This is a genomic window from Flavobacterium sp. AC274 (assembly GCF_979258275.1).
In genome coordinates, this window is the sequence record NZ_OZ409852.1 from 3,642,916 (window position 1) to 3,666,569 (window position 23,654).

The window sequence follows — 23,654 nt, forward strand, 5'->3', positions numbered from 1 at the left end:
AAATTTGTAATTATGTAAATTATAAAAAACAAACGTTATGGAAAAGCAAAACAACCCCGAATATGGTCAAACAGATCCCGATTTTATTGATCAAAATACTTTGGTTGATGGTAATAACATCCTAAACGAAGATCAATTACACCAAGTCGTTCAAAAAGAAGATACAACAGAATTTGGAGAAAGTGATCCTGATTATATAGACCAAAATACTCTTGTTGATAATGATAATTATGCCAGAGATGAAGATCCATATCAATATCAGGACGAATTTAAAATCAAATCAGAAAAAACAGATCAGGAACACATCATAAATAAAAATGACGCCATTACCAATGATGAAAGGAAAAATGATTTAAACAAGGATAATGAGTAATTGTATTTATTATAGAAAGTGCAAAAAAACACAAAACCTTCTTTTTATGAATATTTTCAAAAAAGAAGGTTTTGTGTTTTAAAATGTGGATTATAAATATATTTTACGCATGGCTGATTAAATTCACTTAACCCTTTGGTTCTATAATTTGATAGTTTCCGCTAAGATGCATTAAACTAAAGAGATACATTAATCCATCATAATAAGGATCAAAGTAACCGTCTTCATAAGGTTCAAGTTTGGCATTCCAAACAGCATGAACAAAATCTATACTTGCTTTATCTTTATTTACTAATGATGCTGTTGCTGCAGTTCCTACTAATCCAATCGAATGTCTTAGTTTTTTGACCGGACCAGCCTGAAGAATAAACTCTGGAACAGAACCATCCAGATTAAACTGATCTTTAAATGTATTTAATCCTTTGGATCTAAGGAAATTTTGAAATCGTTTGGCATAATCTTCCTGCCATTCTTTATCTTTTCCGTACCAGGTATAATCCATTGCTATATTCATAGGAACACGCCAGGAATCATAACGGAATCCCGGAGGCATCCAGGGTGTTGGGTGCGGTTCACCGTTAAACTCGGTGTAATCTGAATTTAGCCCCGTTACAGGATGGCAGGCTTTATGTAAAAAATGACGCGAAACATCGGCGCATTCTTTATAAAACTTCTCATGACCGTCTTTGGCATACAATACCCATATTTCGTAAAATGCAGGAACATGATAAGAAGGGTCTGTCCAATTGTAACCTCCTCCTTCCGGCACAAATGAAATCTGCTTATGCTCTGTATTTATAATATTATGCACATTGCCGGTTCCGTCTTTTTTCCACATGGCATCTAGGATTCTTCTTGCTTCTTTGTAGTAGTTTATTCCTGTATTATTACCCCATTTATTAGAAGCAAAAAGCAGGCTGGTTATATAATACAATTCTCCATCTGAAGCAGAACCGGGAGAGTTTTGTTTTTTGGTCTCTGGATTTACACTCCACGCAAAGTACCCTTCTCTTGGTCCCTCCTGATGCTGCATGTATTTAACAGACCATCTCCAGAGACGATCAAAAACATCTTTTTTATTGAGCTGAACGGCAACCATCATTCCGTATGACATTCCTTCGGTACGGGCATCTTTATTTTTAACATCAGAGACATATCCTAATGAATCCCCTTCTTCAAAATAAACTTTATCCGGTCCTTCAAAAACATCGTAATAGGCTTTGGCTAATTTCTTATCTATTTCGATCTGGCTGTACCCTGCTTCTTTAAAAAGATTGCGATATTGAGGTCTTTTGAGTTCTGATTTATCCGTTTTCTTATTATTCTGTCCTATAATTAAACCGGGAGCAGTCAATATAAAGATCATTACCAAAGCTGAAATTTTAACTAAACTTAAGCTTCGATTTTTTTTATCTGTATTTTTCATTTTTTGACTTAATTAAATAATTTGAAAATGCAATTCGTTTTTCTTCAGCTGCATTTCTGTAAACAAATAAACAGCGCAGTGAAATGCGCTGTTTATCCAACTTAACTTAAACTAACCAAAATTTAAATTATCTTAATAACCAGGATTATTATCTGTTGGTTTTATTTTAGGATTAGAAGATGTTTCCCTGTTTGGTATTGGCCATAATTCACTTTTACCAGTAGTAAAACCTGTTCCTTGTAATACAGTACTTGCAATACCCCATCTTATAAGATCATCAAAACGAGACTGTTCTCCAGCAAACTCTACCTGACGTTCGTGAACAATTGCAGCAAAAACTGCGTCTTTGGTTGGTGCAATAGTAGTTGTCAGGTTTGCTCTGTCTCGCACTTCTTTAATGTATGCTATAGCTGCTGTCTGCGAACCGCCATCTCTTTGGTTTTCGCATTCGGCTTTCATCAGCAATACATCTGCATAACGCATTACTTTAAAATTAATGCTTGATCTCGTTGCTTCATCTTCTCTTGTGTAATAGTTTTGATATTTTTTCCAGCCCGCTCTTCTGATACCTGCAGAGGTAGTAAAATTACTTGCTACCATTACCTTGGTTCCTTTTAAATAAGATGATCCTGGCACATAAAAAGTATCTCCAAAACGGTTATCCCCTGCTTCATACGAATCTAAAATATCATCTGACGGATAAACATTGTACCAGCTAAGATTTCCGTATTCCTGACCTCTAAGTGTTGACTCCTCAAAACCTGTTCCTCCACTATCACCAACAGCTCCCCATTGATCACCAGTTCCGTTTTTCTCGTCAAACTCAATTTCAAAAATAGATTCTTTACCATGTTCTGTTTCTTCCATAAAGTTGTTGTAAAAATTACCTTTATCTTCAAGGCTGTAACCTGTAACATTATTAAAAGCTGTTAAAGCTTCATTGTATTTCTTTTGATATAACAATACCTTGCCCAAATGTGCATAAGCCGCTTCTCTGTTAGCTCTTCCTGCCGATTCTGAAGCTTTTGGCAAAAGATTTTGCGTTGCAAATACAAGATCTTCTTCAATCAATGCATATACCTCTGCTTTTGGGCTTCTGGCGTTCCCGATTATAGTGCCTGTTTTATAAATTGGTAAATCACCAAAACGTCTTACTAGCAGAAAATAATAGTACGCTCTTAAAAAATGAGCTTCTGCTAAATATTTATTCTTTTTTTCCTGAGATAAAACATTATCCGGAAGAGCATTGATTTTCGGCTCGTTATCCAGCACAAAATTAGCTCTGGAGATTCCTGTATAACAAGATTCCCAGTAATATTGAATAATATCATTTCCTCCGTTAAAAGAAAAATCCTGAAAAGGTTTCTTGTTACCCTCTAACTGCGGGTTTCCTAAAGCATCATGTCCCATAAGATCCATGGCGAAAAAAGATTTCTGCCATAGAGTCCTCTTGTCTGAAGATTTGCATACGAAGCATTTACGGCAGACTGCACCTGTGTTTCGGTTTTAAAGAAAGTTTCAGGCGATAAGGTATTAGGATTAGCTAATTCTAATTCGCTCGTGTCACATGAAGTTATGCTTAAAACTCCGGACAGCACTATAAGTATATATTTAATTTTTTTCATCGTCTCTAAATATTAAAATGTAACATCAATTCCAAAAATCACCGATTTCGGCTGTGGGTATCTTCCTAAATCAATACCAGCTGAATTTGCATTTGCATCAGCACGGGCAATTTCAGGATCTAAACCTGAGTAATTTGTAATTGTTATAAGGTTTTGTCCGCTTACATAAAATCTTGCTTTTGAAAAATAGCTTTTAAAAGAATCTCCTGATAATGTATATCCAATAGCGATGTTTTTTAATCTGGTGTAAGAACCATCTTCTATATAACGCTGGTTTGCTGAAGACCAATTGATATCTGCTCCTTGTGCTCTTGGTAATGTAGCCGAAGGATTTGTAACAACGCCATTTACAACATTTGCCCTGTCTAAAACATCTGTGCTGGAGTTAAACAAGCGGTTCATTCCTTTTAGATCAAAAGTGTTTGCATTATAAATATCGTTACCTGCAACCCCGGTTATAAAACAATTGAAATCAAAGTTTTTATAGGCTGCGCTCAGGTTTAAACCGTAAGTGAAATCTGGATATGGATTTCCGATATTTGTTTTATCATCTGCATTTATGATTTTATTACCGTCTCTGTCAATTATTTTAATATCACCCGGTTTAATCGTAGTCTGCCCAGGTCCAAAAACAGCATCAACTTCTGCTTGATTTTGATAAATTCCATTGGTTTGATATCCGTAAAAATAAAATAATGGCTGTCCGACTTCTAATCTGGAGAAATTTTCTAAACCTGCTCTGGCAGAAGGACCTCCTAATACACTTGTAACTCCTGGTGCCAAACTCACTACCTCATTTTTGCTTGTTCCCAAATTAGCCAAAGCAGACCATGTAAAATCTCCTTTTCTGTCATTAAAACCAATTGACAATTCATAACCGCTTACTTTTACGTCTGCAATATTTTGAATTTGAGTTCCGCCGCCCGCAGATCCAACAGAAGCCGCAAGAGGCACTGCAAAAAGAATATCACTGCTTTTATTATTGAAATATTCAAATGAACCCGTTATTTTTTCATCAAAAAAACCAAAATCTAAACCGATATTCCTGTCTAGTTTTGACTCCCATTTTAAGTTTGGATTAGCCGCAACTCCCAAAGAAACACCCGGCGCATTCCCGCCTCCAATTGGATAATTATAATTTGCCAATAAAGTAGCACTATATTGATAATTGTCTATCCTGTCGTTTCCTGTCGTTCCTGTACTGGCTCTAAGTTTTAATGTACTAAAAACAGAATTTTGCATAAAACTTTCTTTAGCAATATTCCATCCTACAGCAACAGAATAGAAATTTCCCCAGCGATTATTAGCCCCAAAACGTGAAGATGCATCTCTACGTCCTGAAACAGCCAGGATATATTTTTCATCATAGTCATAATTGATACGGGCAATATAACCGATGTTTTTTTCCTCGTAATTGGCAGATCCTAAACTTCCCTCATTATAGCGCAGCTGATCAATTTCGTCTGAAATATAATAGCGGCTTCCGGCTGCTACACTTTGTGATTTTCCATCAATTTTAGTAATAACTCCCAACACTTCAAGATTGTGTTTGTTTGCGATAGTTGTTTTATAAGTTAAACTATTATCAAAAACGATAGTCTGGCCTTGAGAATTTGTTTCGTTTGTTGTAGAAAATGCCTGTTTGTGATAAGAACCATCCTGAAAGCTCGGAACGAAAGTATGATCTTTACCTGTATAATAATCTAAGGAAACTTGTGATCTGAATTTCAATCCTTTGTAAATTTCTAATTCAGCAAAAATATTTCCAATAATGGATAAGTTATTTATTTTCTGATATCCTAAATTAGCCACACGAACAGGATTTTCTGCGTCATTACCATCTATAGCGCTAGGTCCTTGATAGCCGCCTAAACTATTTTCATTGTAAATTGGAAAATAAGGTGCCATTTTAATTGCATGCTCTAATAATGTTCTTCCTCCTGCAGAACGCTCAGGGTTAATAGTACTAAAAGAAACGCCAATGTTACTTCCTATTCTTAGCTTACCAATATCCTGCGTATTATTTGCTCTAAAAGAATAACGTTCGAAACCTGTATTAATAATAGCCCCTTCCTGTTTTAAATATTCAGCAGAATAACGGCTTGTAGAATTCTCAGTACCATTTGAAAAACTCAAATTGTAATCCTGCATAATTCCCGTTTGAAAAATCTGGTCCTGCCAGTTTGTATTTATATTTCCAAATTCGGCCGCTCTTGCTGTTAAATCACTTCCTAAATCTTTAGCGTATTGAAGATATTGCTGGGTATTTAAAACATTATACCTCTTTGTCACTTCCTGTCCGCCAACGTAAGTGCTAAAGGTTAGCTGTCCCGGACCTTTTTTTCCTTTTTTAGTAGTAACCACAATAACACCGTTAAAGGCTTTAGAACCATATAAAGCTGTGGTAGAAGCATCCTTTAAAACAGATATACTCTCAATGTCATTCGGACTTAATCCAGAAAGGTTACCCGTTAAAACCCCGTCAATTACATATAAAGGAGCACTGTTTCCCATAGTAGCAAGACCACGAATACTAACGGTGGGATTCGAACCAGGTGCACCATTTACAACTGTAACCCCTGCTGCACGTCCTTGTAGTGCAGATTCAGCGTTAGTAATAGGTACCGCAGCAATATCTTTTGAACTTACAGTCGAAATTGCTCCTGTAATCTTGGTTCTTTTTTGAGTACCATAAGCTATAACTACTTCATTTAAATTTTGTGTCGATTGAACAAGAGTAACATTAATTGAACTTCTTTCACCCACTGTGATTGTCTGTGAGATTAAGCCAACATAGGAATAAGTTATTTTATCGGTTGGATTAACCCCTTTTAAAGAGTATTTACCGTCAAAATCTGTTGATGCGCTATTCTGCGTTCCTTCTACATTAATACTGGCACCTGGTAAAGGAAATCCCGAAGGGTCAGTAATCACTCCGTTAATGGTCTTTGATTGTGCCATTATACTATGACTGCCCACGATCAGCAGTCCGATTAGTGCAATTTTGAGTTTTAAATTCATATTAATAGTTTTTTTTATTTGGTTTAAATAGTTAATGGTTTTTGTATTCTAATTGATTAGTTCATAGTGGTATTATTTATTCAGTTATTATTTTGATTTAAAAAAAGATTGACTCAATGTGAATCAGTATGAGGTAATTATATTACTAACAAATATAAAAAAACAATTAATAAAACAATCGGTTGCTTTGTATTTTATTTAAACAATAAACAAAAAATAGTCGAAATAAAAACATTAAAAATATTTATTAACTAAAATAAATACAAATAATTCAATCTTGAAATAAATTTAAAATAAAAAATAATAATTTAATAGCCAACTGACCTATTTAATACAAAAAATACAAATATTAAAAAAAAGAGTAAATTCTATTAAAAACATCTTAAATATAAGTAAAAAACTACTAAAACAAGTTAAAAAGATAACATTTGCAATTTATCCTATATGGAAATAAGTCAAAAAAGCAAAATACAGATAAAAAAACAATCGGTTTCTTAAAAAAGAATATTGTAATTAATATCAAAAAAAGTCTAATTCGATTAGTTAATAATCTGCGCCGGACCAAAATTTAAACATAAATATTTATTTAAACTTTTAGCAATGTTTTTAAACCTTATTCTGGCTTTGATAATTATTTACATATCTCAAATTTGAGAGATAACTAATTACCTAGCAATGCAAAATTATGAATGAAGATTTTTTTAAAACAAAAACTAATTTAGATCCTTCAGATTACAAAAAATTATTTGGAGATCCTTTTTGGAATAAACAAGGAAAAACATACATAGGTTTAGCAATTCTAATTATTTTATTCTCAGTTTATTATTATTGGCAAAACAGGTATGTAGAACTTCGCCCTGTACTTGTAAATGAGGTTTTACATAGACCAATATATTTTTCAGAAACATTTCATAATCAATTATTTAAAATCGCAAAACCAAACGAAATTCCGCCAAATTTTTATAAAAACATAAAGTGGGTTTTAGAAAGAGAACATCAAGAATATATTGTAAAAAACGGAGTGATTTATATTAGATATAAATACATGAATGATTATGAAATGATATGGAACCATACCACTAAAACTAACAACCTCGAATGGTTCAAATCGCAAAGAGAAATGGATAGTATCAATGGAGATTACGAAAGCAAAGAAAAATTAAATAGAATTATTAAGGGATTTTGTGATTAATACGATTATATATTACATAATGCTTACCATTAGTAATAAATTGCAATCCAGTCGAGGTCACTGGGACAAAAGATAAAAATCTTCTTTTGCCCCGTTTTTTTGCCGTAATCTATCATTTAAAAATATGAATTTTATTTTAGGATTTATGTAATTGTTTAAGAACATTTTTTTCCAAAATTCCATAAGCAAAATGTTGAAGGTTTATCAGAACAGAAGTGCCTTTACCCACAATATTTCTAAATTTAGGTTTAGCCGTCTGTACAACTTTAAGCACTTTTTCTGCAACCATTGCAGGATCTTCGGCTTGTTCTACCAAAGTGTTTGTGAATTTTTCAATCTTACCTCTCAGTATATTGTAATCTTCAATTTTATTTAAAGTTGACGATGAGTTATCTAAAATACTTGTTTTAAAAGCAGCAGGTTCAATCATAGCAACACTAATGTTAAACTCATTCAATTCATAACGTAATGCTTTGAAATATCCTTCCAATGCGTGTTTGGAAGCTGCATAATATGCCGCATTGGGAAACGAAACAAGCCCTACAATTGAACCCACCGTTATTATTTTGCCGAATTTTTGTTTTCTAAAATAGGGCAATACGGCATTCGTTACCTTGATGGTTCCCCAAAAGTTAGTTTCCAATTGCTGTCTTCCCAGCTCAATAGGAGTTTCTTCTGCAATACCGGAAACTAAAAAGCCAGCATTATTGATAAGAATATCTAACTGTCCTATTTCCTTGAAAATTCTTTCTGAAAAAGTATTTATTGATTGTTCTGAATCAAGGTCTAATGCTATCATTTTAAAAGGCAACTCTGATGCGTACTTTTCGGGGTTGCGGCTGGTACCGATTACATTATATCCGCTTTTGTGAAGCTTGTTTGCTATTAACAGGCCAAACCCTGATGAAGCACCTGTTACTAAAATCGTTTTATTCATGATTACTTGATTTAAAATTTAATTTGTAAATTTGCTTGCAAATTGCAAGTGCAAATATATAAACAACTTTCAAAATGCAAGTTGTTTTTTAAAATATTTTATGAAAACAGAAAAAAAAGATCAGACTGCCCATTGAGTTGCTCACTTGACGTATTTGGCGACAAGTGGTCATTACTCATTATCAGGGATTTAATATTCGGAAATAAATGTACCTATAACGATTTTTTAAAATCGGAAGAAGGCATTGCAACCAATATTTTAGCATCAAGACTCAAAGGACTTGAAGAAAATGGTGTAATTGAAAAATCAGCACACCCCGACAGTAAAGCAAAAAATTTGTACAAACTCACACCAAAAGGAATTGATTTATTGCCCATAATTATGGAAATTTACATTTGGTCTGACAAATATTACGAAATGCCAGCCGAGTTAAAAGCGACAATCAAAGAAGCCAAAAAAGACAAAGACAAATTCGTAAAACAGGTAACAAAAGAATTGAAAACCAAAATGACTGAGAAAAAAACCTAGTAGCCAAAAAAGAGTTTACCCCTAATCCGCTTATAGAACTGTGTATTTCAAAATTGGGATAAGGATATTTTACTTTGTTACAGAAATCTGATACTTTTTCTTGATTTTCTCAACTCCCCTTTCTCTGATTAGTTCCACGGCATCGAGCATTTTGATTAAATGAATATAGGGCGTTGTTAGGTCAGTTTCTGGATCTTCGGCATAGGGAGACAATGAAAGCTCTGCGATTAGACATAAAAAGAATTCAAATTCTTTAAGCGTTTTTTCTTCAAATGCTTTTTGAAATACAATAAAAGGATTGTCGTATTCTTCCTTTGTCAATGAAGTAAAATGAAAAACTGTTTCAGAGCGCAAAGACTTTTTTACTTTCCATTTTTTGCTTTTCTCCTGCAGGCAGTAACAAACTTTGAGAAAAGAAAAGATAGCGGTATAAAAGACAAAAACATCAGAAGGGTTATCTTCTTTGTAAACTTTTGTTTTATAGCTGTAAATTACCACTTCGGTTAAATTTTGTTTATAATAATCAAGACGTGCAAAGGTAAAAAAGGCATCAATTGCCTTAAAGGGGTTTCCTGCCACAATCCCTGCCCAAAAGTTAGTTTCTAAGGATACTTTATTCTTTTTCATAGTACGGAAGTATAAAATTTTCCAGCGAAAGTCCATTCTTTGCAAAGGATAATCTATTCGAAAAGGCGGATATAATATCTGACAAAAGTGATGTTTTCTGAGATATTTTTTTATCTTTGAAATTCAGGATTTTTATCCAAATGGCTTTATCTTTGAGCCTCTAGAAAAATTGATATTCATTATGGAACAGAAAATACATCAGGGAAGAAACGTAAAACGCTTCAGAGAAATGCTTGGCATCAAACAAGAAGCATTGGCTTTTGATCTGGGAAATGACTGGAACCAAAAGAAAATTTCTATGCTGGAGCAAAAAGATGTAATTGAAGATGATATATTGGATCAAATCTCAAATGCATTAAAAATTCCTGTTGAAGCTTTTCAGAATTTTGATGAGGAACAGGCGGTAAATATTATTTCTAATACTTTTACAAGTAATGACACATCAACATTAAATGCAGTTAACCCACACTGTACATTTAATCCAATTGAAAAAATTGTTCAATTATATGATGAAAAAATTGCATTGTACGAGCGTATGTTGAAAGAGAAAGATGAAATGATGGTAAGGCTTGAAAAATTAATCAATAAATAATCATTTATAGAAGATATATTAATTACAAAAAGAGACTTTCGAGTCTCTTTTTTTGTTTTGGAAAATTATTTTTCAATTTTTTTATAGTAAAGCTTCTACGCAAAATAATTGCGCAGTATAATTTTACCTTTGATTAAATGTTTGAGTAATTTATATATGCCTAAACATAAAGATTTTAAATGTATATAAATAAAAACTTATTGTATGAGAAAAAATAACGAAGAGTACATTGTCATTTCCGATAAAAATCAATTAAATGACTTAGTGAAGAGATTTACCGAAGGACAATTATTTGCAAATCAATTTAAGTTTTCGGAAAGAAGTCTATTTATTGCATTACTTGAATCATTAGAAATTGATTACGAGGAATTTATAAAAAAATATTATTTTTTTGATAACAAACGAAACCTACATATTGCAGAAAGTGAATTTGAATACGTTTGGATTAGCACATTTGGCTTAATTGCAAAAAATAAGGCTACAAGCAATAGTGCTGTTAATGCCTGTCTTAATCAATATACTGTAATATCATTATTGATGGAGAAGTCAATTGAAACTATGAAAAATGAACGTATTTATGATGTTAATAGTTATACTTTTGGATATCTTAGTGAACTCACACCTGCTTTATTTCACAATACATTATTTTACGTAGAAGTATTTTGTAAAGCTTATCTATCACTAATTGGTACACAAGCTCCACGTACACATAAATTATCAGTGATTTATCAAAAAACATTGGAAGGTATGGTATCTAGAAATCATAATAATTCTCTGTTCCAAATAAGAATCTTAGAGCCACTCTATAAATATGTAGATCATATAAATAATATCCCAGGAAACTTCAAAGAAGAATTTGTTAAATATGATGATAATTTGCAGGATGATACTATTATTATTTTTCAACCTGAATATTTCCTAATAATTCAAAGTATACTTGAATTATCTGTTGATTTTATCACAGACTATTATTATCTCGGTGAAGATACACATTATCTTAAAACAAATCTTTATCAGAGAATGCTTGACAGAGCCGATACAGAAGAGAAAAACAGAAAATAAGAAATATGTATAGTTATTTAGAAACAAAAAATTAAAAAATTTTCAAAGTTAATATTGACCTCAATTTATACAATTCCTTACCAAATCACTTAAAAAATAAACTTCAGGTAAAATTTTATAACCTTTTAATATTCTAAATCAGGTATTTTTACGTATTATATTGTCCTTTTTATGAACGATGTTTGTTTAAAATTCTAATAATTCCATAAATAAATGAAAAAAATTTATTATTTATTTCTTTTCATATTTACAGTCAACTCATATCCTCAAGTTAATGTAAAAGGATACTACAGGAGTAATGGCACCTATGTTCAGCCTCACCAAAGAACAGCTCCTAATTCCACTATCACTGACAACTATAGTTATCCGGGAAATTATAACCCCAACACTTCGTATGATAATTCATCCTATAGCAGTAATTATAATTACACAAATTCAACTAATACAAAGACAGAATGGGTAGATGGATATCATCGAAATGACGGAACTTATGTAAGTGGTTATTACAGAACAAAGGAAAAAGAAAGTAATATACCAACTAATTCTTCATCCAAAAAATATATAAATACTACAAAGGTCAATTTGAGAGCAAGTCCAGAAATTGGGAAAAACATAATCAATAGATTAAGCTACGGAGATGAAATTACATCATTACACAATTTTGGTAATTGGGAAAAAGTAAGTGTAAAAAAATATAATGCTTATACTTATAGTTATGACACTTACGAAGGATATATAAGCAACAGATATTTAAGCTCTTATTCTTCACAGAACAAAGTTTATTATCCACAAAACAATCAAAATTATTATAATAAATCAAATTTAGAATACGACATTAGTTATAAAGTAATAACACAGAAAGCATATTTTCATTCGACGCCTAGTATTTACAACCAAAATAAAACTTATTTAGTGTATGGTGAGATCATAACATCTATTGGCGATTCTCAATATTTTGTATATATCGAATTTACAAATGCAAGCGGAATCAAAACAATAGGATGGATTTTAAAAAGTGATATAGTCAGAGTATGATAATGATCTCTTTAACCAAATTTCAAGTACTCATAAGCAGAATATAAATGACTCAGCAGAAAAAACATATTACAAAAAACCAGCATTTTGTACCACAGTTTTTCCAACGTTTCTTCTCTTATGAAAACAACGGAAAAACCATTGGCATGTTCAATACTCAGCTGAATCTTTTCAAAAGTAAAGTAACAATCTCTTCACAGCTCAGTAGTGATTATTTTTATGGTAAAGACGGAAATTTAGAAAGTTGGCTTTCACAGCTCGAAACAGATTCCGCTTCAATCTTCAGGGAAATGTGGGAAAAAGAAAAACTGCCGATTGCTCAAAGTCGGGAGCATTTAAAAATGTTGCATTTCATGGTTGCTTTAGACCTTCGAAATCCTATTCATTTCAAAATTCTAAATAGTTTTGAGCAAAAACTTCCCACCACTAAGTCTAAAGTCAGTGAAGGCAATGTTCCTACTGATATGATCCCTGGATTAAAGGAACATCAGACTGCTAACGGTAAACTAAACTCGCTGAAATCAACAGAACTACTAGCTTCTGATCTTTTAGACCTGAAATACAAACTCATTAAAAATACAACTTTAAATCCTTTTATTATTTCAGATAATCCGCTAGTCCTCTACAATCAGTTTTTAGAAAAAAGGAACTGGAAATTCGGCAGCCAAAGAGATTTTGGTTTAAAAGGATTACAGCTTTTTTTGCCTCTGAATGATTCGTATATGTTAGTTGTATATGATCCCAATATTTATAAACTCGGAGATAAAAAAGAGCAGGTAATAACCTTAAATGATAAAAATAGTATTGACCAGCTTAATCTTCTGCAATTTCTGAATTCTGAAACTACTGTTAATTTCAATCATAAAGCATCTGAACATTATATTGACACTATTTATGAAAGGTCTAAAAAATATAAAAAAGCAAACGATGCCTTTATTAATGTGCACAAAATGAATATTCCTAAAGGATTTGATAACTTTACTGCGCAAATGATCGAAATGGGAGTTTCAGACCTAAATATCAAGCTAACGCTTCAAAAATTAAACTTTATCTCTAAATCATCCACTGTCAAACTAAAGTCACTTGAAGATCAGTACAGGAAAAATGTCAAATTCAAAGCTTATACTCATATAGTCTATACAATTACACCAATTATTGAAAACCCCGATCGCGTGGATTTGTAATCCGTGCCCGCAAAGTATATCTTAACAGATTAAAAAAACTGCTATATTAATATAGGAACGAGCACGGAAAGAATTTCCGCGCTATCGTTGTGTGTATACGAGCGATCGGATTTAAAATTCTAAAGATAAAAGTTATTCCCATATGCGACAGAAACCATTTTTTTGAATCTTAATCTTTCTCTTCTTTTTTCCATTTTTTAATAAAATAATATTCCAATCCTATTACAAATATAGAGGTAACACTTAAAGCTATATAATCATTGGTAGTGAGATATCCCTTTTTGCTATATAACAAGTATATTGAATAGAATATTCCAATTACAGAAGTTATAATTAGAATTATTATTTTATTTTTTGTTTTCATTTATTCTATTTTATTAATATTTAAGTTTTCGAATTCTTCAATAATATTATCTAAAGTTTCTTGTGTCCAACCATCAAAACCTCTTCCTATTCCAACTATTTTCTTCTCATTTTTATAAAATCTCAATTCATACGATTCAATACCTCGCGCACCTATTTCGAGTTTATATGAGTAACTAAGTTTTTTTTTGGTTAATTTCTTTACAATAGCTATTTACTAACAACTTTCTATAGTAAAAATAAATAGAATTTTCAATTATCACAATTTTATATAAAAAAGGCTTCATATATAAAAAAATTCTAATCCCCCGCTCCCTGAAGAGTTCTTATGAAAAGCTGTGCGAATGTCTCCTGACTTCGCACCCGCATAGAAAATCAACAAAGAGAAGTTTGTAAAAGTAATAGTATCACATTATAGAATATTGGAACGGGTACGAAGTCGGGAGACTTCGCACAGCAATGCAACTGTCCAACGATCCCCTCAACAAATCAACAACAACCGATATTCCCCATCATTTTCTATTGGTGCTCTATGAATACAAGGCAGCACTTGTTGTTTTGGATGATCTACGGCCAGGCGCCAAAGATGTCCTAATCCTAAATTAATAGGTTCTGCATCTGTATGCAGCTGATAATGCAAATCAAAATAATTTTCTTTTAAAAAGTCTTCGAATTCTTCTGTTGGTCCGTCGTGTAGTTCTTTTAGCTTTGTTCGAATTTCCGGAATCAGGATTTTTTGTTCAGCCTGCGAATTCGAAACAATATCACTTGCCGCACCGTGATAAGTACATAAAAAAGTATCTGTTGCAATGGGCGAACGATCAACATGAAACGAATACACATCTGTGGATATGAAATCAAATTCATCATCACGTTCGTAACATTTCAGTAAATTAAGAGCCGGCGAAGCTCCAAAATCAGTTAATAATTGTAAATCATTTAAGATTATTTCTCTTGCTCTATTTCCTTTTTCTGAGAGTTGGAGTGCGATTAGATCTTCAGGATGAACTTCTGTTATATTTTCTGCTATATTTTCTTTTAAAGATAACTGGGCAACAATCTCTTTAAAATCGCCATCTAAATTTCTGTACCAGCACAGCGCATTCATTTCTCCCTTAAAATCAGTATGTACAAGATCAGAGAACGTAGATACTGTTCCAATTTGGCTATTGTCAGAAAATGTATTGCTCATAGTATAATATTAAAATACTGGTTACTTTATGTCGTACAAAATTATGTAATAGTAGTCAGTTGTGGCATTTTTATCGCTATAAACTTTTGGAGCACTACCTTTTTCACCCAAAAACAACACTGTACTTCTTAAAGAGGTTTGGATGTATACCGGAGTTTATCTCGATTGAATTTGAACGTTAACTTATTGATATTTAAATAAATTAGTTTGGTGTTTTAAATAAAAATCTAATTAAAAACTTAAATTTACTTTAAATATTTAAAACTGATATTATGAAAAAGAACCAAAGACAAAATAGACAGTTTTACACTTTACTATTAATTTTTCTTATTCCTTTAATGAGTTCAAGAGCACAAAATATAACCGTTCAAAATATTAAAAACATTGTTCTTGTACATGGCGCCTTTTTAGATGGTTCTGGCTGGGAACCAGTTTACACTATTCTAACGAAACAGGGCTACAAAGTATCTGTAACACAGCATTCATTAAAAGATTTTGATGATGATGTAGCGGCAGTTAACCGAATTATAGAGCAGCAGGACGGCCCTTGTATTTTAGTAGGACACAGCTATGGCGGTGTCATAATAACACAGGCTGGTAATAATCCTAAAGTAGCAGGTTTAGTGTATATTGCAGCTCATGCTCCCGAAGAAGGTGAATCAAGGTCGGATTTAGTAAAACAATTTCCTTCAGCATATAAATCCCTGATAAAAGGAAATGACGGAATAGATTATATAGATCCGGAAAAATTTCATGAAGATTTCGCATCTGACCTTGAAATCAATAAAGCCCAATTTATGGCAAACTCTCAGGTTCCAACAGCCGATAAAATTTTTAAGGGAATTGTAAATAAAGCAGCATGGAAAACCAAACCAAGCTGGTATATGGTAGCTGATTCGGATAGGATTATAAATCCGGATCTGGAAAGATTTTATGCAAAACGGGCAAAAAGCAAAAAAGTTGTTGAAATAAAAGGCGGCAGTCACGCAATTTATACTTCACAGCCAGAAAAAGTAGCCGATTTAATTAAGGATGCTTCAATTGAATCTTTAATATCTAACCAAAAATAGAAGTTTTATCTTAACACAATTCAAACCACACAGTTTGGGTTACTTAAAAAAAGATCAAACATTATAAAACGTTTGATCTTTCTTATTTTTATTATAACAGTAAATACCTAATTTAAGATATACCAATTAGCATCACCGGCTAGCGATTTTCAAATTCCCTGCGGTTGTAAAAAGCATCATCATTACTATCATAGTTAGGATCATTTTCAGGATAATAGGACTTCATTACTCTTCTTTCATATTCCCTGTCAAAATTATGCTGCGTATTATATCTGCTTGTGTTTCTAAAAGTATCATATCCAATACTATTTGCCATAACAATTTTAGTATCTGTATTTATGTTTACAGATCCAATTGGTATAATAATATGGCTGTCTCCTTCTTTATAGATAAACTCCTTTCCGTTGTCGTTTGCAATAACATCACGCACTTCATTACGGTGGTCATCTATTAATTTTTTATCTAATTTTACATCCAGATAAACCACGCGCTGCATGTCTTTATTCACCCATAGATTATCAATTTTACCAATTGTATGGTTTTCTGCGTCTACGATCTTCCACCCTCTTACATCAGAATAATTTGAAGCAACTTTATAATCAGATAGTTCGTCCAGTCTGTATAAGTTTTTGTCTTTATTTTCCATAATTTTTTTTAAATAGTATTATATACTGTTTTTATTTGTCTGTTAACTCCAGAAAACTATTTCTTTTAATTTTCACAATAGCGAAAGGACAAAATTGCCCACTGTTTTCCGGTTATCTGTTCTACTGTGCACTTGTACTGTTTTCGATTTCTACACTGTTTTCACTATGAGTTTCATGATCATTTACAAAAACATAGTATATAAGTGCTGCTATTAGTAGTAATGCAACAATCCATGGCCATATCGGCCTTTTTTTCTCAATTTTAATTTCTGCCATAACTCATTTTCTTTTGATTATAAAATAGTTTTTAAACACAATTAAAGATACAAATGAGAAGAGCGTACAAAGTATTTAATTACAGCAGGATCTTACAAAATTCCCATAGATTGATATTGCTTTATTGTAAGAATAAAACACTTGTCATAAAAACTATTGTAGAAAATGAAAGGGATTATATTTTGTATATTCTAAAAAAATGCAATGAAAAAGTGTCGGGTTCCGGAGGTGCAGCTGAAATTTTAGATATTAATCCCTCAACGCTAAATTAAAAAACTCGAGATCAATAAAATTTAACTGATTTTATCAAGCCACTTTACAATACTTTCTGCGGTTTCTTCCCATTGAGGTTCCAATATCAAAAAATGATCTTTGCCCTCTAGTTTTTTGTAACAGGTGATAGAATGAAAGTTTTTGTATTTTTTGTAATTCCAATACAACGCTTTAGAAGTAACAAATTTGTCCTCCGATCCTGCTATAAAAAAAAGGGGAACATGTTTTTTTTTGAAGTTTACTCTTGTATTTCTAAACAGTAGGTCGCGTAAAGCCCTTTTTGATTCTGGGATTATAAAATCTTCAAATTCGATGATCTGTTCTTCTTCGGATGCAGCATTATATAAAATATTCTGCCACTTTTTAAACGTTAGCAAAACAATACTTTTATCTGAAAAAAAAAGGTGCACAAATTGGAGTATATTTTTATAAAATAGAAATTTTTTAAAAGATAAGCCTGCTGGTGGAAAAGAGCTGATACAAACGCCAGCCGCTGCAAAATCCTGCTGAACAAGCAGCTGAACTAAGAGACCGCCATAAGAATGACCAATTAAAATTGGTTTTTCCTGAAGCTGTTCTATAATTTCGGTATAATAGCATAAAAGTTCAGACAAACATATTGAACCAATTTTATTAGAGGAATTTGTGTCTCTCAAATTTTCCGGAGCATCGTTTTTATGGATCCATGGCGGAGCTACAACTTTGTATCCTTTGCTTTTAAAATACCAAAGCCATTGCTCCCAATAATAATGACTCACAAAAGCCCCCGAAATAAACATAACCGTTTTTGTCGTAATCTGATGCATACATTGTTTTTTAAGTCTTAAAAAAACCGACAGCCGTGATTCTTTTAAAACAGACTTCGGTTCTATAATGAATTTTCAGGGGGTAAATGTGGTATCAGGAGAGAAATATTTATCCCGGGATTTTGAAGATTAAACAAATTCGATGTGTTTTTATACCATGCGATTTCAGGTTTTTGCTGAAAAAACCTGCGAAAGTGTTTTAATCTTCTAATCCGCGGACTTATGTATAGTGATTGAAGAACTTCCCTCAGAAGTTGTTATATTTCCAAAATCAAATTTTGATTTAATAAAATTTCACCAAAAAATTATAAACGTTCGTACCAGTCCAAAATAAAATCTGCAACAATTTCCCATCCTTTTTCTCCGCAGATAAAATGGCTTTTCCCCTGAAAAATCTTCAGATCGACACGGCTGTTTTTATCTTTGTATTTTTTTGCTAAAGTTGTTGTAAGGGAAGCAGGAAAAATATTGTCGCTTCCCCCTCCAATAAATAAAATTGGTTCGTGCGGTTTTTTAAAATCAATGTTAGAAAAGAGTTCAGTACCAGTTCACGGCTTACTTTAAAGCTCTCCGGCACTGCGTAAGTGGCAAAAGCATTCGCTTTTTCGCTTTCAGACTGCAGGGTATTAAAAAACTTTTATTGTACCATTCACGGCTTCCCATATAGTAATCTTTGCCGGAGAAAAAGCCAAATGCAGGTAGTACAGTCTTCAGGGTTTGAAACGGAGGAAATACATTTTTGGGCGGCGCTCCGTCAATACTTACCGCGGCGGCAGATTTTCCTAGTTCCAACAGTTTCATTACGGCCATTCCCGCCATAGAATGCCCAATGATTAATGGCTTTTCAGGCAGACTGTCGATCAGTTTGGCTATGTTGCCAACTACATCTGTAAATCCTGTTTTAGTAAGCTCCGGATGAACGTGATTTCTTAAATCTGCAGGATTGCCCTGATGTCCAGGATTAGCTGGCGTATAAACTGTATACCCCTTTTTCTCATAGTGGCTTTTCCAATTTGCCCAGCTTAAATCATTCACAAAGTTTCCATGTATAAGAATTATGGATTTTGATTTTGTCATAATATTAAATTTTTAGTGATGAATAAAGTACAGCTTACTGCTTTTTAGTTTTTAAATCAGTAAATCTTAACTTAATTGCTTAACATTTAAAACTATAGCAATCTTTACGCCTGAATAAAAAACAACACATTATCAGTAGTTTACAAATAAATAATTTTTATTGAGTTGCTAAATTTCGTGAATCGTAAATATTTTTTTACGATATTTAAATAATTAGCAATTTTTTGAAGGTGGCACGAAGAGTCGTTGCTGAGCTATAACACTTAGCCACGGTAATCATTGAGTTCATACCTAAAAGCCCTGCAAAAAATCAGGATAGCAAATTTTCTAATTTAGTTTTTAATATATCCTCATTTTGATGCCCGAAATACACTCCTAATATATTATAATTATCATCGAAAATAATAAATGACGGAGTCCCTTGTAACTGATTAAGTGTAAATGTTTCTGCTATTACAGGTATCTGGGAATAATATGACTTTATTTTTGTCAATAAAATTTCTTTTTCGTTCTCAGAAAAATTTTCAAAATTGGGAATGATATTGCAAATTAATTCAATCTTATCTGAATTAAGTAATTGTTCAGAAGATGTAATAGTATCAAAAGCTATTGGAAAGTTTGGAATATCTAAATAGTTAGAAAGCCCGAAATTTGTATTGTAATACTTTTTGGTTTCTCCAACTAATGTACCGTTTTCTAATAATAGCTTTAAGTTGGCTTCGTTATTATATTCAAAGTCTTCAAAAGCAGTTGCTACTCCAATAAAGCCAACATTATCCTTAAATGATTTATAAAGATTGTTCATCATAGGAAAACCATATATAAAACAACCCGGACAATTTACCTGAAATACAAACGCTATATTAACCTTATTTACTTTGAATTCTCCCTGAAGCAATTCCTGAGTATTGAGATGAAATTTTGACATTGATGAAATTAATTATGTTAAACATTCTAATTACAAGTACAAAAGTAGTTAGGATTACTAACTTGTTAATAGTCCAGTTTTTGTATTAATTCCTATTTTCTGGTTTTTAACTATCTACAGGCTTTAGAGTTAGCTTTATTTCAACCAAATAGCAATAAACAAGTAATCAAAATATTTTTTGTAAAAACATGTTCCCATTTCAAAACAATATCGTAATATTGCAATATAGATATAAAACAATGGGAGCTACAAAAACAGATCATTTTACAGACAATCAAAACGAACTTGCGGTTTTAGCTAAGGCTTTGGGGCATCCAGCCAGAATTGCGATTATGGAATATTTACTAAAAGTAGATGCCTGTATCTGCGGAGATATAGTTAATGAATTGCCGCTATCTCAGCCAACAGTATCGCAACATCTTAAGGAACTTAAAAGTGCAGGCTTAATAAAAGGCAGTATTGACGGTAACTCTATTTGTTATTGTATAAATGAACCGGGATTGGAAAAAATAAAAGGATTTTTTGAACACATCAGTGCTCATTTAGAAAAAAGAGAAACGAGTGCTGTTAAATTAATTACTATGGAAATCAGAAAATTATTGGATACAGATTGGCCGCAGGTTAGATTAATCTATGAAAAAGGAATTAATACCGGCAATGCCACTTTTCAAACCAGCGCTCCTTCATGGCAAGACTGGAACGAATCACACCTTGCTACTTGCAGAATTATTGCCGAAAGTAATAACCTGATTATAGGCTGGGCAGCACTCACACCAGTTTCTTCAAGATGCGTTTATGCAGGTGTAGCCGAAGTAAGTGTATATGTTGATCCAGAGCATTCGGGTAAAGGAATTGGTCTGGCACTTTTAGAAGAACTGGTTCATTTGAGTGAAACTGAAGGGATATGGACGCTGCAGGCGGGAATATTTCCAGAAAATACAGCTAGTCTGCGTATCCATGAAAAAGCCGGATTCAGAACATTAGGTATTCGGGAAAAAATTGGAAAACAAAATGGAATCTGGAGAGATACTGTTCTGCTGGAAAGAAGAAGCCAGCTTATCAATTAAGTATTTAATTATAAAAAAATGCGGTAAAAAGAATTAATAATTCTGTTGTAAACACATCAAAAACTAAAAAAAACACATTATGAAACTTTCAGAAATTAAAGAAGTATTAAAAACAGTCGAGGCAGTAAATTTTGAATTGCCTAATGGAAATTTTGTTCCGGAATATTTCCATGTAACAGAAGTTGGCTTGATTACTAAAAACTTTATTGACTGTGGAGGAACAGTAAGAAAAGAAACTGTTGTAAACTTTCAGCTTTGGGATGCTAATGATTACGAGCATAGACTTAAACCACAAAAACTGATTCATATCATTGAACTTTCAGAAAAGGTTCTGGGTATTGAAGATTATGAAATTGAAGTTGAATATCAGGACACCACAATTGGTAAATATGATTTAGATTTTAATGGTAAAAATTTTGTTTTACTTAATAAACAAACTGCCTGTCTTGCTCAGGAACAATGCGGGATACCAACAGATAAATCTAAGATAAAATTAGCTCAGTTAAATCCTGATTCTTCAAATTCATGCGCACCCGGATCAGGTTGTTGCTAATTTTTAAATAACCATTAAAAATCTATTATAAATACCAAACAAACTATGTTATTTACTGAAATAAAAAATACCACTAATTCATTTGATTTTAATCAGATCTCTGACGAACGCAAAACTATACTGCAGCCTTTAGTTGATTATATTCAAAACAAGGTCGACAATAAACAGCCAATAAGACTAAATTTAATCTGCACACATAATTCGAGAAGAAGTCATTTGTCTCAGGTTTGGGCGCAGACCGCAGCTGCAAATTATAACATACAAAATGTTTCCTGTTATTCGGGAGGCACTGAGGCTACTACCCTGTTTCCGATGGTAGCTGAAACGCTGCAGCATTCCGGATTTAAAGTTAAAGCTATTTCAGAAGGTCAAAACCCAGTTTATTCCATAAAGTTTGCATCGAATGAACTCCCGGTTATTGGCTTTTCTAAAACCTATGATGATGATTTTAATCCTGAGAGTGAATTTGTTGCCATAATGACCTGCTCACAGGCAGATGGAGGCTGTCCTTTTATTGCAGGTGCAGAAAAACGTATTCCAATAACCTTTGAAGATCCAAAGATATCAGATGGCACACCAAAGCAAAAAGAGGTATATCTGGAACGCAGTCTTCAAATTGGAACCGAAATGTTTTATGTATTCTCACAAATTAAACAATAAAAATGTCAGCAAATAACTGTGCGCCTGCCGTAGGACGCAAGAAACTAGGTTTTCTGGATCAATTCTTAACGCTTTGGATCTTCCTGGCTATGGCTCTTGGTGTAGCAATTGGCTATTTTATTCCCTCGAGCGGAAATTTTATCAATTCTTTTTCAAGCGGAACAACCAATATTCCTTTAGCTATTGGTCTCATACTGATGATGTATCCACCCCTGGCAAAAGTAAAATACGAAAAGATGGGACAGGTTTTTAGGAATACTAAAATTCTAGTGGCCTCGCTATTTTTAAACTGGATTGTGGGACCTGTTTTAATGTTTGCATTGGCCTTGCTTTTTTTAAATGGTTATCCCGAATATATGATCGGTGTGATCTTAATTGGTTTGGCGCGCTGTATTGCCATGGTTGTAGTTTGGAACGACCTTGCGTATGGTAACAGGGAATATGCTGCGGGTCTTATTGCCCTGAACAGTATTTTTCAGGTACTGCTTTATAGCGTATATGCTTATATTTTTATTACTATTCTTCCACCCTATTTCGGATATAATGGTTTTGAAGTAAATATCAGTATTGGTCAGATTGCCGAGAGTGTCGGGATATATTTGGGAATTCCGTTTGCACTTGGAGTTATAAGCCGTTATGCCCTTATTGCAATAAAAGGAGCCGAATGGTTTGAAACTAAATATGTACCGTTTATTTCCCCAATCACCCTAATATCTCTGCTTTTTACCATCATAGTGATGTTTAGTATTAAAGGGGAACTGATTGTTCAAATTCCTATGGATGTTGTTCGTATCGCCGTTCCATTGGTGATATACTTTACTATTATGTTTATCATCAGCTTTTTTGTTGGAAAATATTTTGGGGCAGACTATTCAAAAGCAACATCAATAGCTTTTACCGCTACAGGAAACAATTTCGAACTTGCAATTGCCGTGGCTATTGGCGTCTTTGGCATAAACAGCGGTCAGGCATTTGCAGGAGTTATAGGCCCTTTGGTAGAAGTGCCAGCGCTTATTGCACTGGTTAATGTTGCTTTCTGGTTTAGAAAGAAGTATTATTGATCCATATATAAAATAAAAAAGAGCTAATTAGCTCTTTTTTATTTTATACTGTTTTTTAGTATTGTAACAATTTTATGTT

Annotated in this window: 25 protein-coding genes and 1 pseudogene; 13 read left to right on the forward strand and 13 right to left on the reverse strand. The window is 32.8% G+C overall.

The genetic code is table 11. The features are described 5' to 3' along the window. The first annotated feature begins 37 nt into the window (after positions 1-37). Positions 38-373 carry a hypothetical protein gene (locus ACZZZT_RS16295; RefSeq protein ID WP_463461157.1) on the forward strand — a complete coding sequence of 112 codons (336 nt, stop codon included), beginning with the start codon at positions 38-40 and terminating at the stop codon, positions 371-373. 127 nt (positions 374-500) lie between these two features. Here the strand turns inward: ACZZZT_RS16295 and ACZZZT_RS16300 are convergent, their stop codons facing one another. The 4 genes from ACZZZT_RS16300 to ACZZZT_RS16315 form a co-directional block, all read right to left on the reverse strand. Further along, positions 501-1,799, reverse strand: coding sequence for a glycosyl hydrolase family 8 (locus ACZZZT_RS16300; protein WP_463461158.1), 1,299 nt, complete (start codon positions 1,797-1,799; stop codon positions 501-503). Between the two features lie 132 nt (positions 1,800-1,931). Next, positions 1,932-3,218, reverse strand: coding sequence for a RagB/SusD family nutrient uptake outer membrane protein (locus ACZZZT_RS16305; protein WP_463461159.1), 1,287 nt, complete (start codon positions 3,216-3,218; stop codon positions 1,932-1,934). Next, complete coding sequence (locus ACZZZT_RS16310) at positions 3,191-3,424, reverse strand: hypothetical protein (protein WP_463461160.1); 234 nt, start codon at positions 3,422-3,424, stop codon at positions 3,191-3,193. Before ACZZZT_RS16310 ends, ACZZZT_RS16305 begins: the two co-directional genes overlap by 28 nt. Positions 3,425-3,436: 12 nt before the next feature. Then, on the reverse strand, positions 3,437-6,445 hold the full coding sequence (locus ACZZZT_RS16315; RefSeq protein ID WP_463461161.1) for a SusC/RagA family TonB-linked outer membrane protein: 3,009 nt from the start codon (positions 6,443-6,445) through the stop codon (positions 3,437-3,439). Positions 6,446-7,130: 685 nt separating this feature from the next. On the opposite strand from ACZZZT_RS16315, the gene ACZZZT_RS16320 reads away from it, so the two are divergent. Further along, entirely contained in the window at positions 7,131-7,637 is a 507-nt protein-coding gene (locus ACZZZT_RS16320; RefSeq protein ID WP_463461162.1) for a hypothetical protein, read from the forward strand. Between the two features lie 136 nt (positions 7,638-7,773). On the opposite strand, the gene ACZZZT_RS16325 is transcribed toward ACZZZT_RS16320, so the two are convergent. Beyond that, the gene (locus tag ACZZZT_RS16325) at positions 7,774-8,574 is read right to left on the reverse strand and encodes an SDR family oxidoreductase (RefSeq protein ID WP_073394072.1); all 801 of its coding nucleotides are present in this window, start codon (positions 8,572-8,574) and stop codon (positions 7,774-7,776) included. Between the two features lie 132 nt (positions 8,575-8,706). On the opposite strand from ACZZZT_RS16325, the gene ACZZZT_RS16330 reads away from it, so the two are divergent. Beyond that, positions 8,707-9,102, forward strand: coding sequence for a winged helix-turn-helix transcriptional regulator (locus ACZZZT_RS16330; protein ID WP_463461163.1), 396 nt, complete (start codon positions 8,707-8,709; stop codon positions 9,100-9,102). A 69-nt stretch (positions 9,103-9,171) separates the two neighbouring features. Here the strand turns inward: ACZZZT_RS16330 and ACZZZT_RS16335 are convergent, their stop codons facing one another. Beyond that, positions 9,172-9,729: a hypothetical protein gene (locus tag ACZZZT_RS16335; RefSeq protein ID WP_463461164.1), complete on the reverse strand. Its 558-nt coding sequence runs from the start codon at positions 9,727-9,729 to the stop codon at positions 9,172-9,174. Between the two features lie 181 nt (positions 9,730-9,910). Between ACZZZT_RS16335 and ACZZZT_RS16340 the strand changes: the two genes are divergently transcribed. The 4 genes from ACZZZT_RS16340 (at position 9,911) to ACZZZT_RS16355 (ending at position 13,602) form a co-directional block, all read left to right on the forward strand. Beyond that, on the forward strand, positions 9,911-10,321 hold the full coding sequence (locus tag ACZZZT_RS16340; protein ID WP_463461165.1) for a helix-turn-helix domain-containing protein: 411 nt from the start codon (positions 9,911-9,913) through the stop codon (positions 10,319-10,321). Positions 10,322-10,525: 204 nt separating this feature from the next. Further along, positions 10,526-11,383 carry a hypothetical protein gene (locus tag ACZZZT_RS16345; RefSeq protein ID WP_463461166.1) on the forward strand — a complete coding sequence of 286 codons (858 nt, stop codon included), beginning with the start codon at positions 10,526-10,528 and terminating at the stop codon, positions 11,381-11,383. A 213-nt stretch (positions 11,384-11,596) separates the two neighbouring features. Next, positions 11,597-12,418 (forward strand): SH3 domain-containing protein, encoded by an 822-nt coding sequence (locus tag ACZZZT_RS16350; RefSeq protein WP_463461167.1) that lies wholly within the window; start codon positions 11,597-11,599, stop codon positions 12,416-12,418. A gap of 47 nt (positions 12,419-12,465) precedes the next feature. Further along, positions 12,466-13,602: a DUF4238 domain-containing protein gene (locus ACZZZT_RS16355; RefSeq protein WP_463461168.1), complete on the forward strand. Its 1,137-nt coding sequence runs from the start codon at positions 12,466-12,468 to the stop codon at positions 13,600-13,602. An 844-nt stretch (positions 13,603-14,446) separates the two neighbouring features. On the opposite strand, the gene ACZZZT_RS16360 is transcribed toward ACZZZT_RS16355, so the two are convergent. After that, the gene (locus tag ACZZZT_RS16360) at positions 14,447-15,157 is read right to left on the reverse strand and encodes a DUF1826 domain-containing protein (RefSeq protein WP_463461169.1); all 711 of its coding nucleotides are present in this window, start codon (positions 15,155-15,157) and stop codon (positions 14,447-14,449) included. A 272-nt stretch (positions 15,158-15,429) separates the two neighbouring features. Between ACZZZT_RS16360 and ACZZZT_RS16365 the strand changes: the two genes are divergently transcribed. Then, positions 15,430-16,227 carry an alpha/beta hydrolase gene (locus ACZZZT_RS16365; protein ID WP_463461170.1) on the forward strand — a complete coding sequence of 266 codons (798 nt, stop codon included), beginning with the start codon at positions 15,430-15,432 and terminating at the stop codon, positions 16,225-16,227. Between the two features lie 139 nt (positions 16,228-16,366). On the opposite strand, the gene ACZZZT_RS16370 is transcribed toward ACZZZT_RS16365, so the two are convergent. The 6 genes from ACZZZT_RS16370 to ACZZZT_RS16395 all read right to left on the reverse strand — a co-directional run bounded on the left by ACZZZT_RS16370 (position 16,367) and on the right by ACZZZT_RS16395 (position 20,234). Further along, positions 16,367-16,873, reverse strand: coding sequence for a PRC-barrel domain-containing protein (locus ACZZZT_RS16370; protein ID WP_073394062.1), 507 nt, complete (start codon positions 16,871-16,873; stop codon positions 16,367-16,369). Positions 16,874-16,994: 121 nt separating this feature from the next. Continuing rightward, a complete protein-coding gene (locus tag ACZZZT_RS16375; protein ID WP_463461171.1) occupies positions 16,995-17,150 on the reverse strand; it encodes a hypothetical protein in 156 nt (51 codons plus the stop codon). A 293-nt stretch (positions 17,151-17,443) separates the two neighbouring features. Then, positions 17,444-18,229 carry an alpha/beta fold hydrolase gene (locus ACZZZT_RS16380; RefSeq protein WP_463461172.1) on the reverse strand — a complete coding sequence of 262 codons (786 nt, stop codon included), beginning with the start codon at positions 18,227-18,229 and terminating at the stop codon, positions 17,444-17,446. A gap of 305 nt (positions 18,230-18,534) precedes the next feature. Then, positions 18,535-18,753 (reverse strand): dienelactone hydrolase family protein, encoded by a 219-nt coding sequence (locus ACZZZT_RS16385; protein ID WP_463462450.1) that lies wholly within the window; start codon positions 18,751-18,753, stop codon positions 18,535-18,537. Positions 18,754-18,784: 31 nt separating this feature from the next. Then, positions 18,785-19,306, reverse strand: a complete 522-nt coding sequence (locus ACZZZT_RS16390) for an esterase/lipase family protein (RefSeq protein WP_463461173.1) — start codon at positions 19,304-19,306, stop codon at positions 18,785-18,787. Positions 19,307-19,616: 310 nt separating this feature from the next. Beyond that, a complete protein-coding gene (locus ACZZZT_RS16395; RefSeq protein WP_463461174.1) occupies positions 19,617-20,234 on the reverse strand; it encodes a hypothetical protein in 618 nt (205 codons plus the stop codon). Between the two features lie 239 nt (positions 20,235-20,473). On the opposite strand from ACZZZT_RS16395, the pseudogene ACZZZT_RS16400 reads away from it, so the two are divergent. The 5 genes and pseudogenes from ACZZZT_RS16400 to arsB all read left to right on the forward strand — a co-directional run bounded on the left by ACZZZT_RS16400 (position 20,474) and on the right by arsB (position 23,575). Then, positions 20,474-20,805 (forward strand): annotated as a pseudogene (locus tag ACZZZT_RS16400) (ArsR/SmtB family transcription factor). Between the two features lie 10 nt (positions 20,806-20,815). Continuing rightward, positions 20,816-21,301, forward strand: coding sequence for an N-acetyltransferase family protein (locus ACZZZT_RS16405; RefSeq protein WP_463461175.1), 486 nt, complete (start codon positions 20,816-20,818; stop codon positions 21,299-21,301). A 79-nt stretch (positions 21,302-21,380) separates the two neighbouring features. Continuing rightward, a complete protein-coding gene (locus ACZZZT_RS16410; RefSeq protein ID WP_302095902.1) occupies positions 21,381-21,854 on the forward strand; it encodes a DUF6428 family protein in 474 nt (157 codons plus the stop codon). Positions 21,855-21,899: 45 nt separating this feature from the next. Further along, on the forward strand, positions 21,900-22,514 hold the full coding sequence (locus ACZZZT_RS16415; protein ID WP_463461176.1) for an arsenate-mycothiol transferase ArsC: 615 nt from the start codon (positions 21,900-21,902) through the stop codon (positions 22,512-22,514). Positions 22,515-22,516: 2 nt separating this feature from the next. Beyond that, positions 22,517-23,575 carry an ACR3 family arsenite efflux transporter gene (gene arsB, locus ACZZZT_RS16420; protein ID WP_463461177.1) on the forward strand — a complete coding sequence of 353 codons (1,059 nt, stop codon included), beginning with the start codon at positions 22,517-22,519 and terminating at the stop codon, positions 23,573-23,575. Positions 23,576-23,654 lie beyond the last annotated feature (79 nt).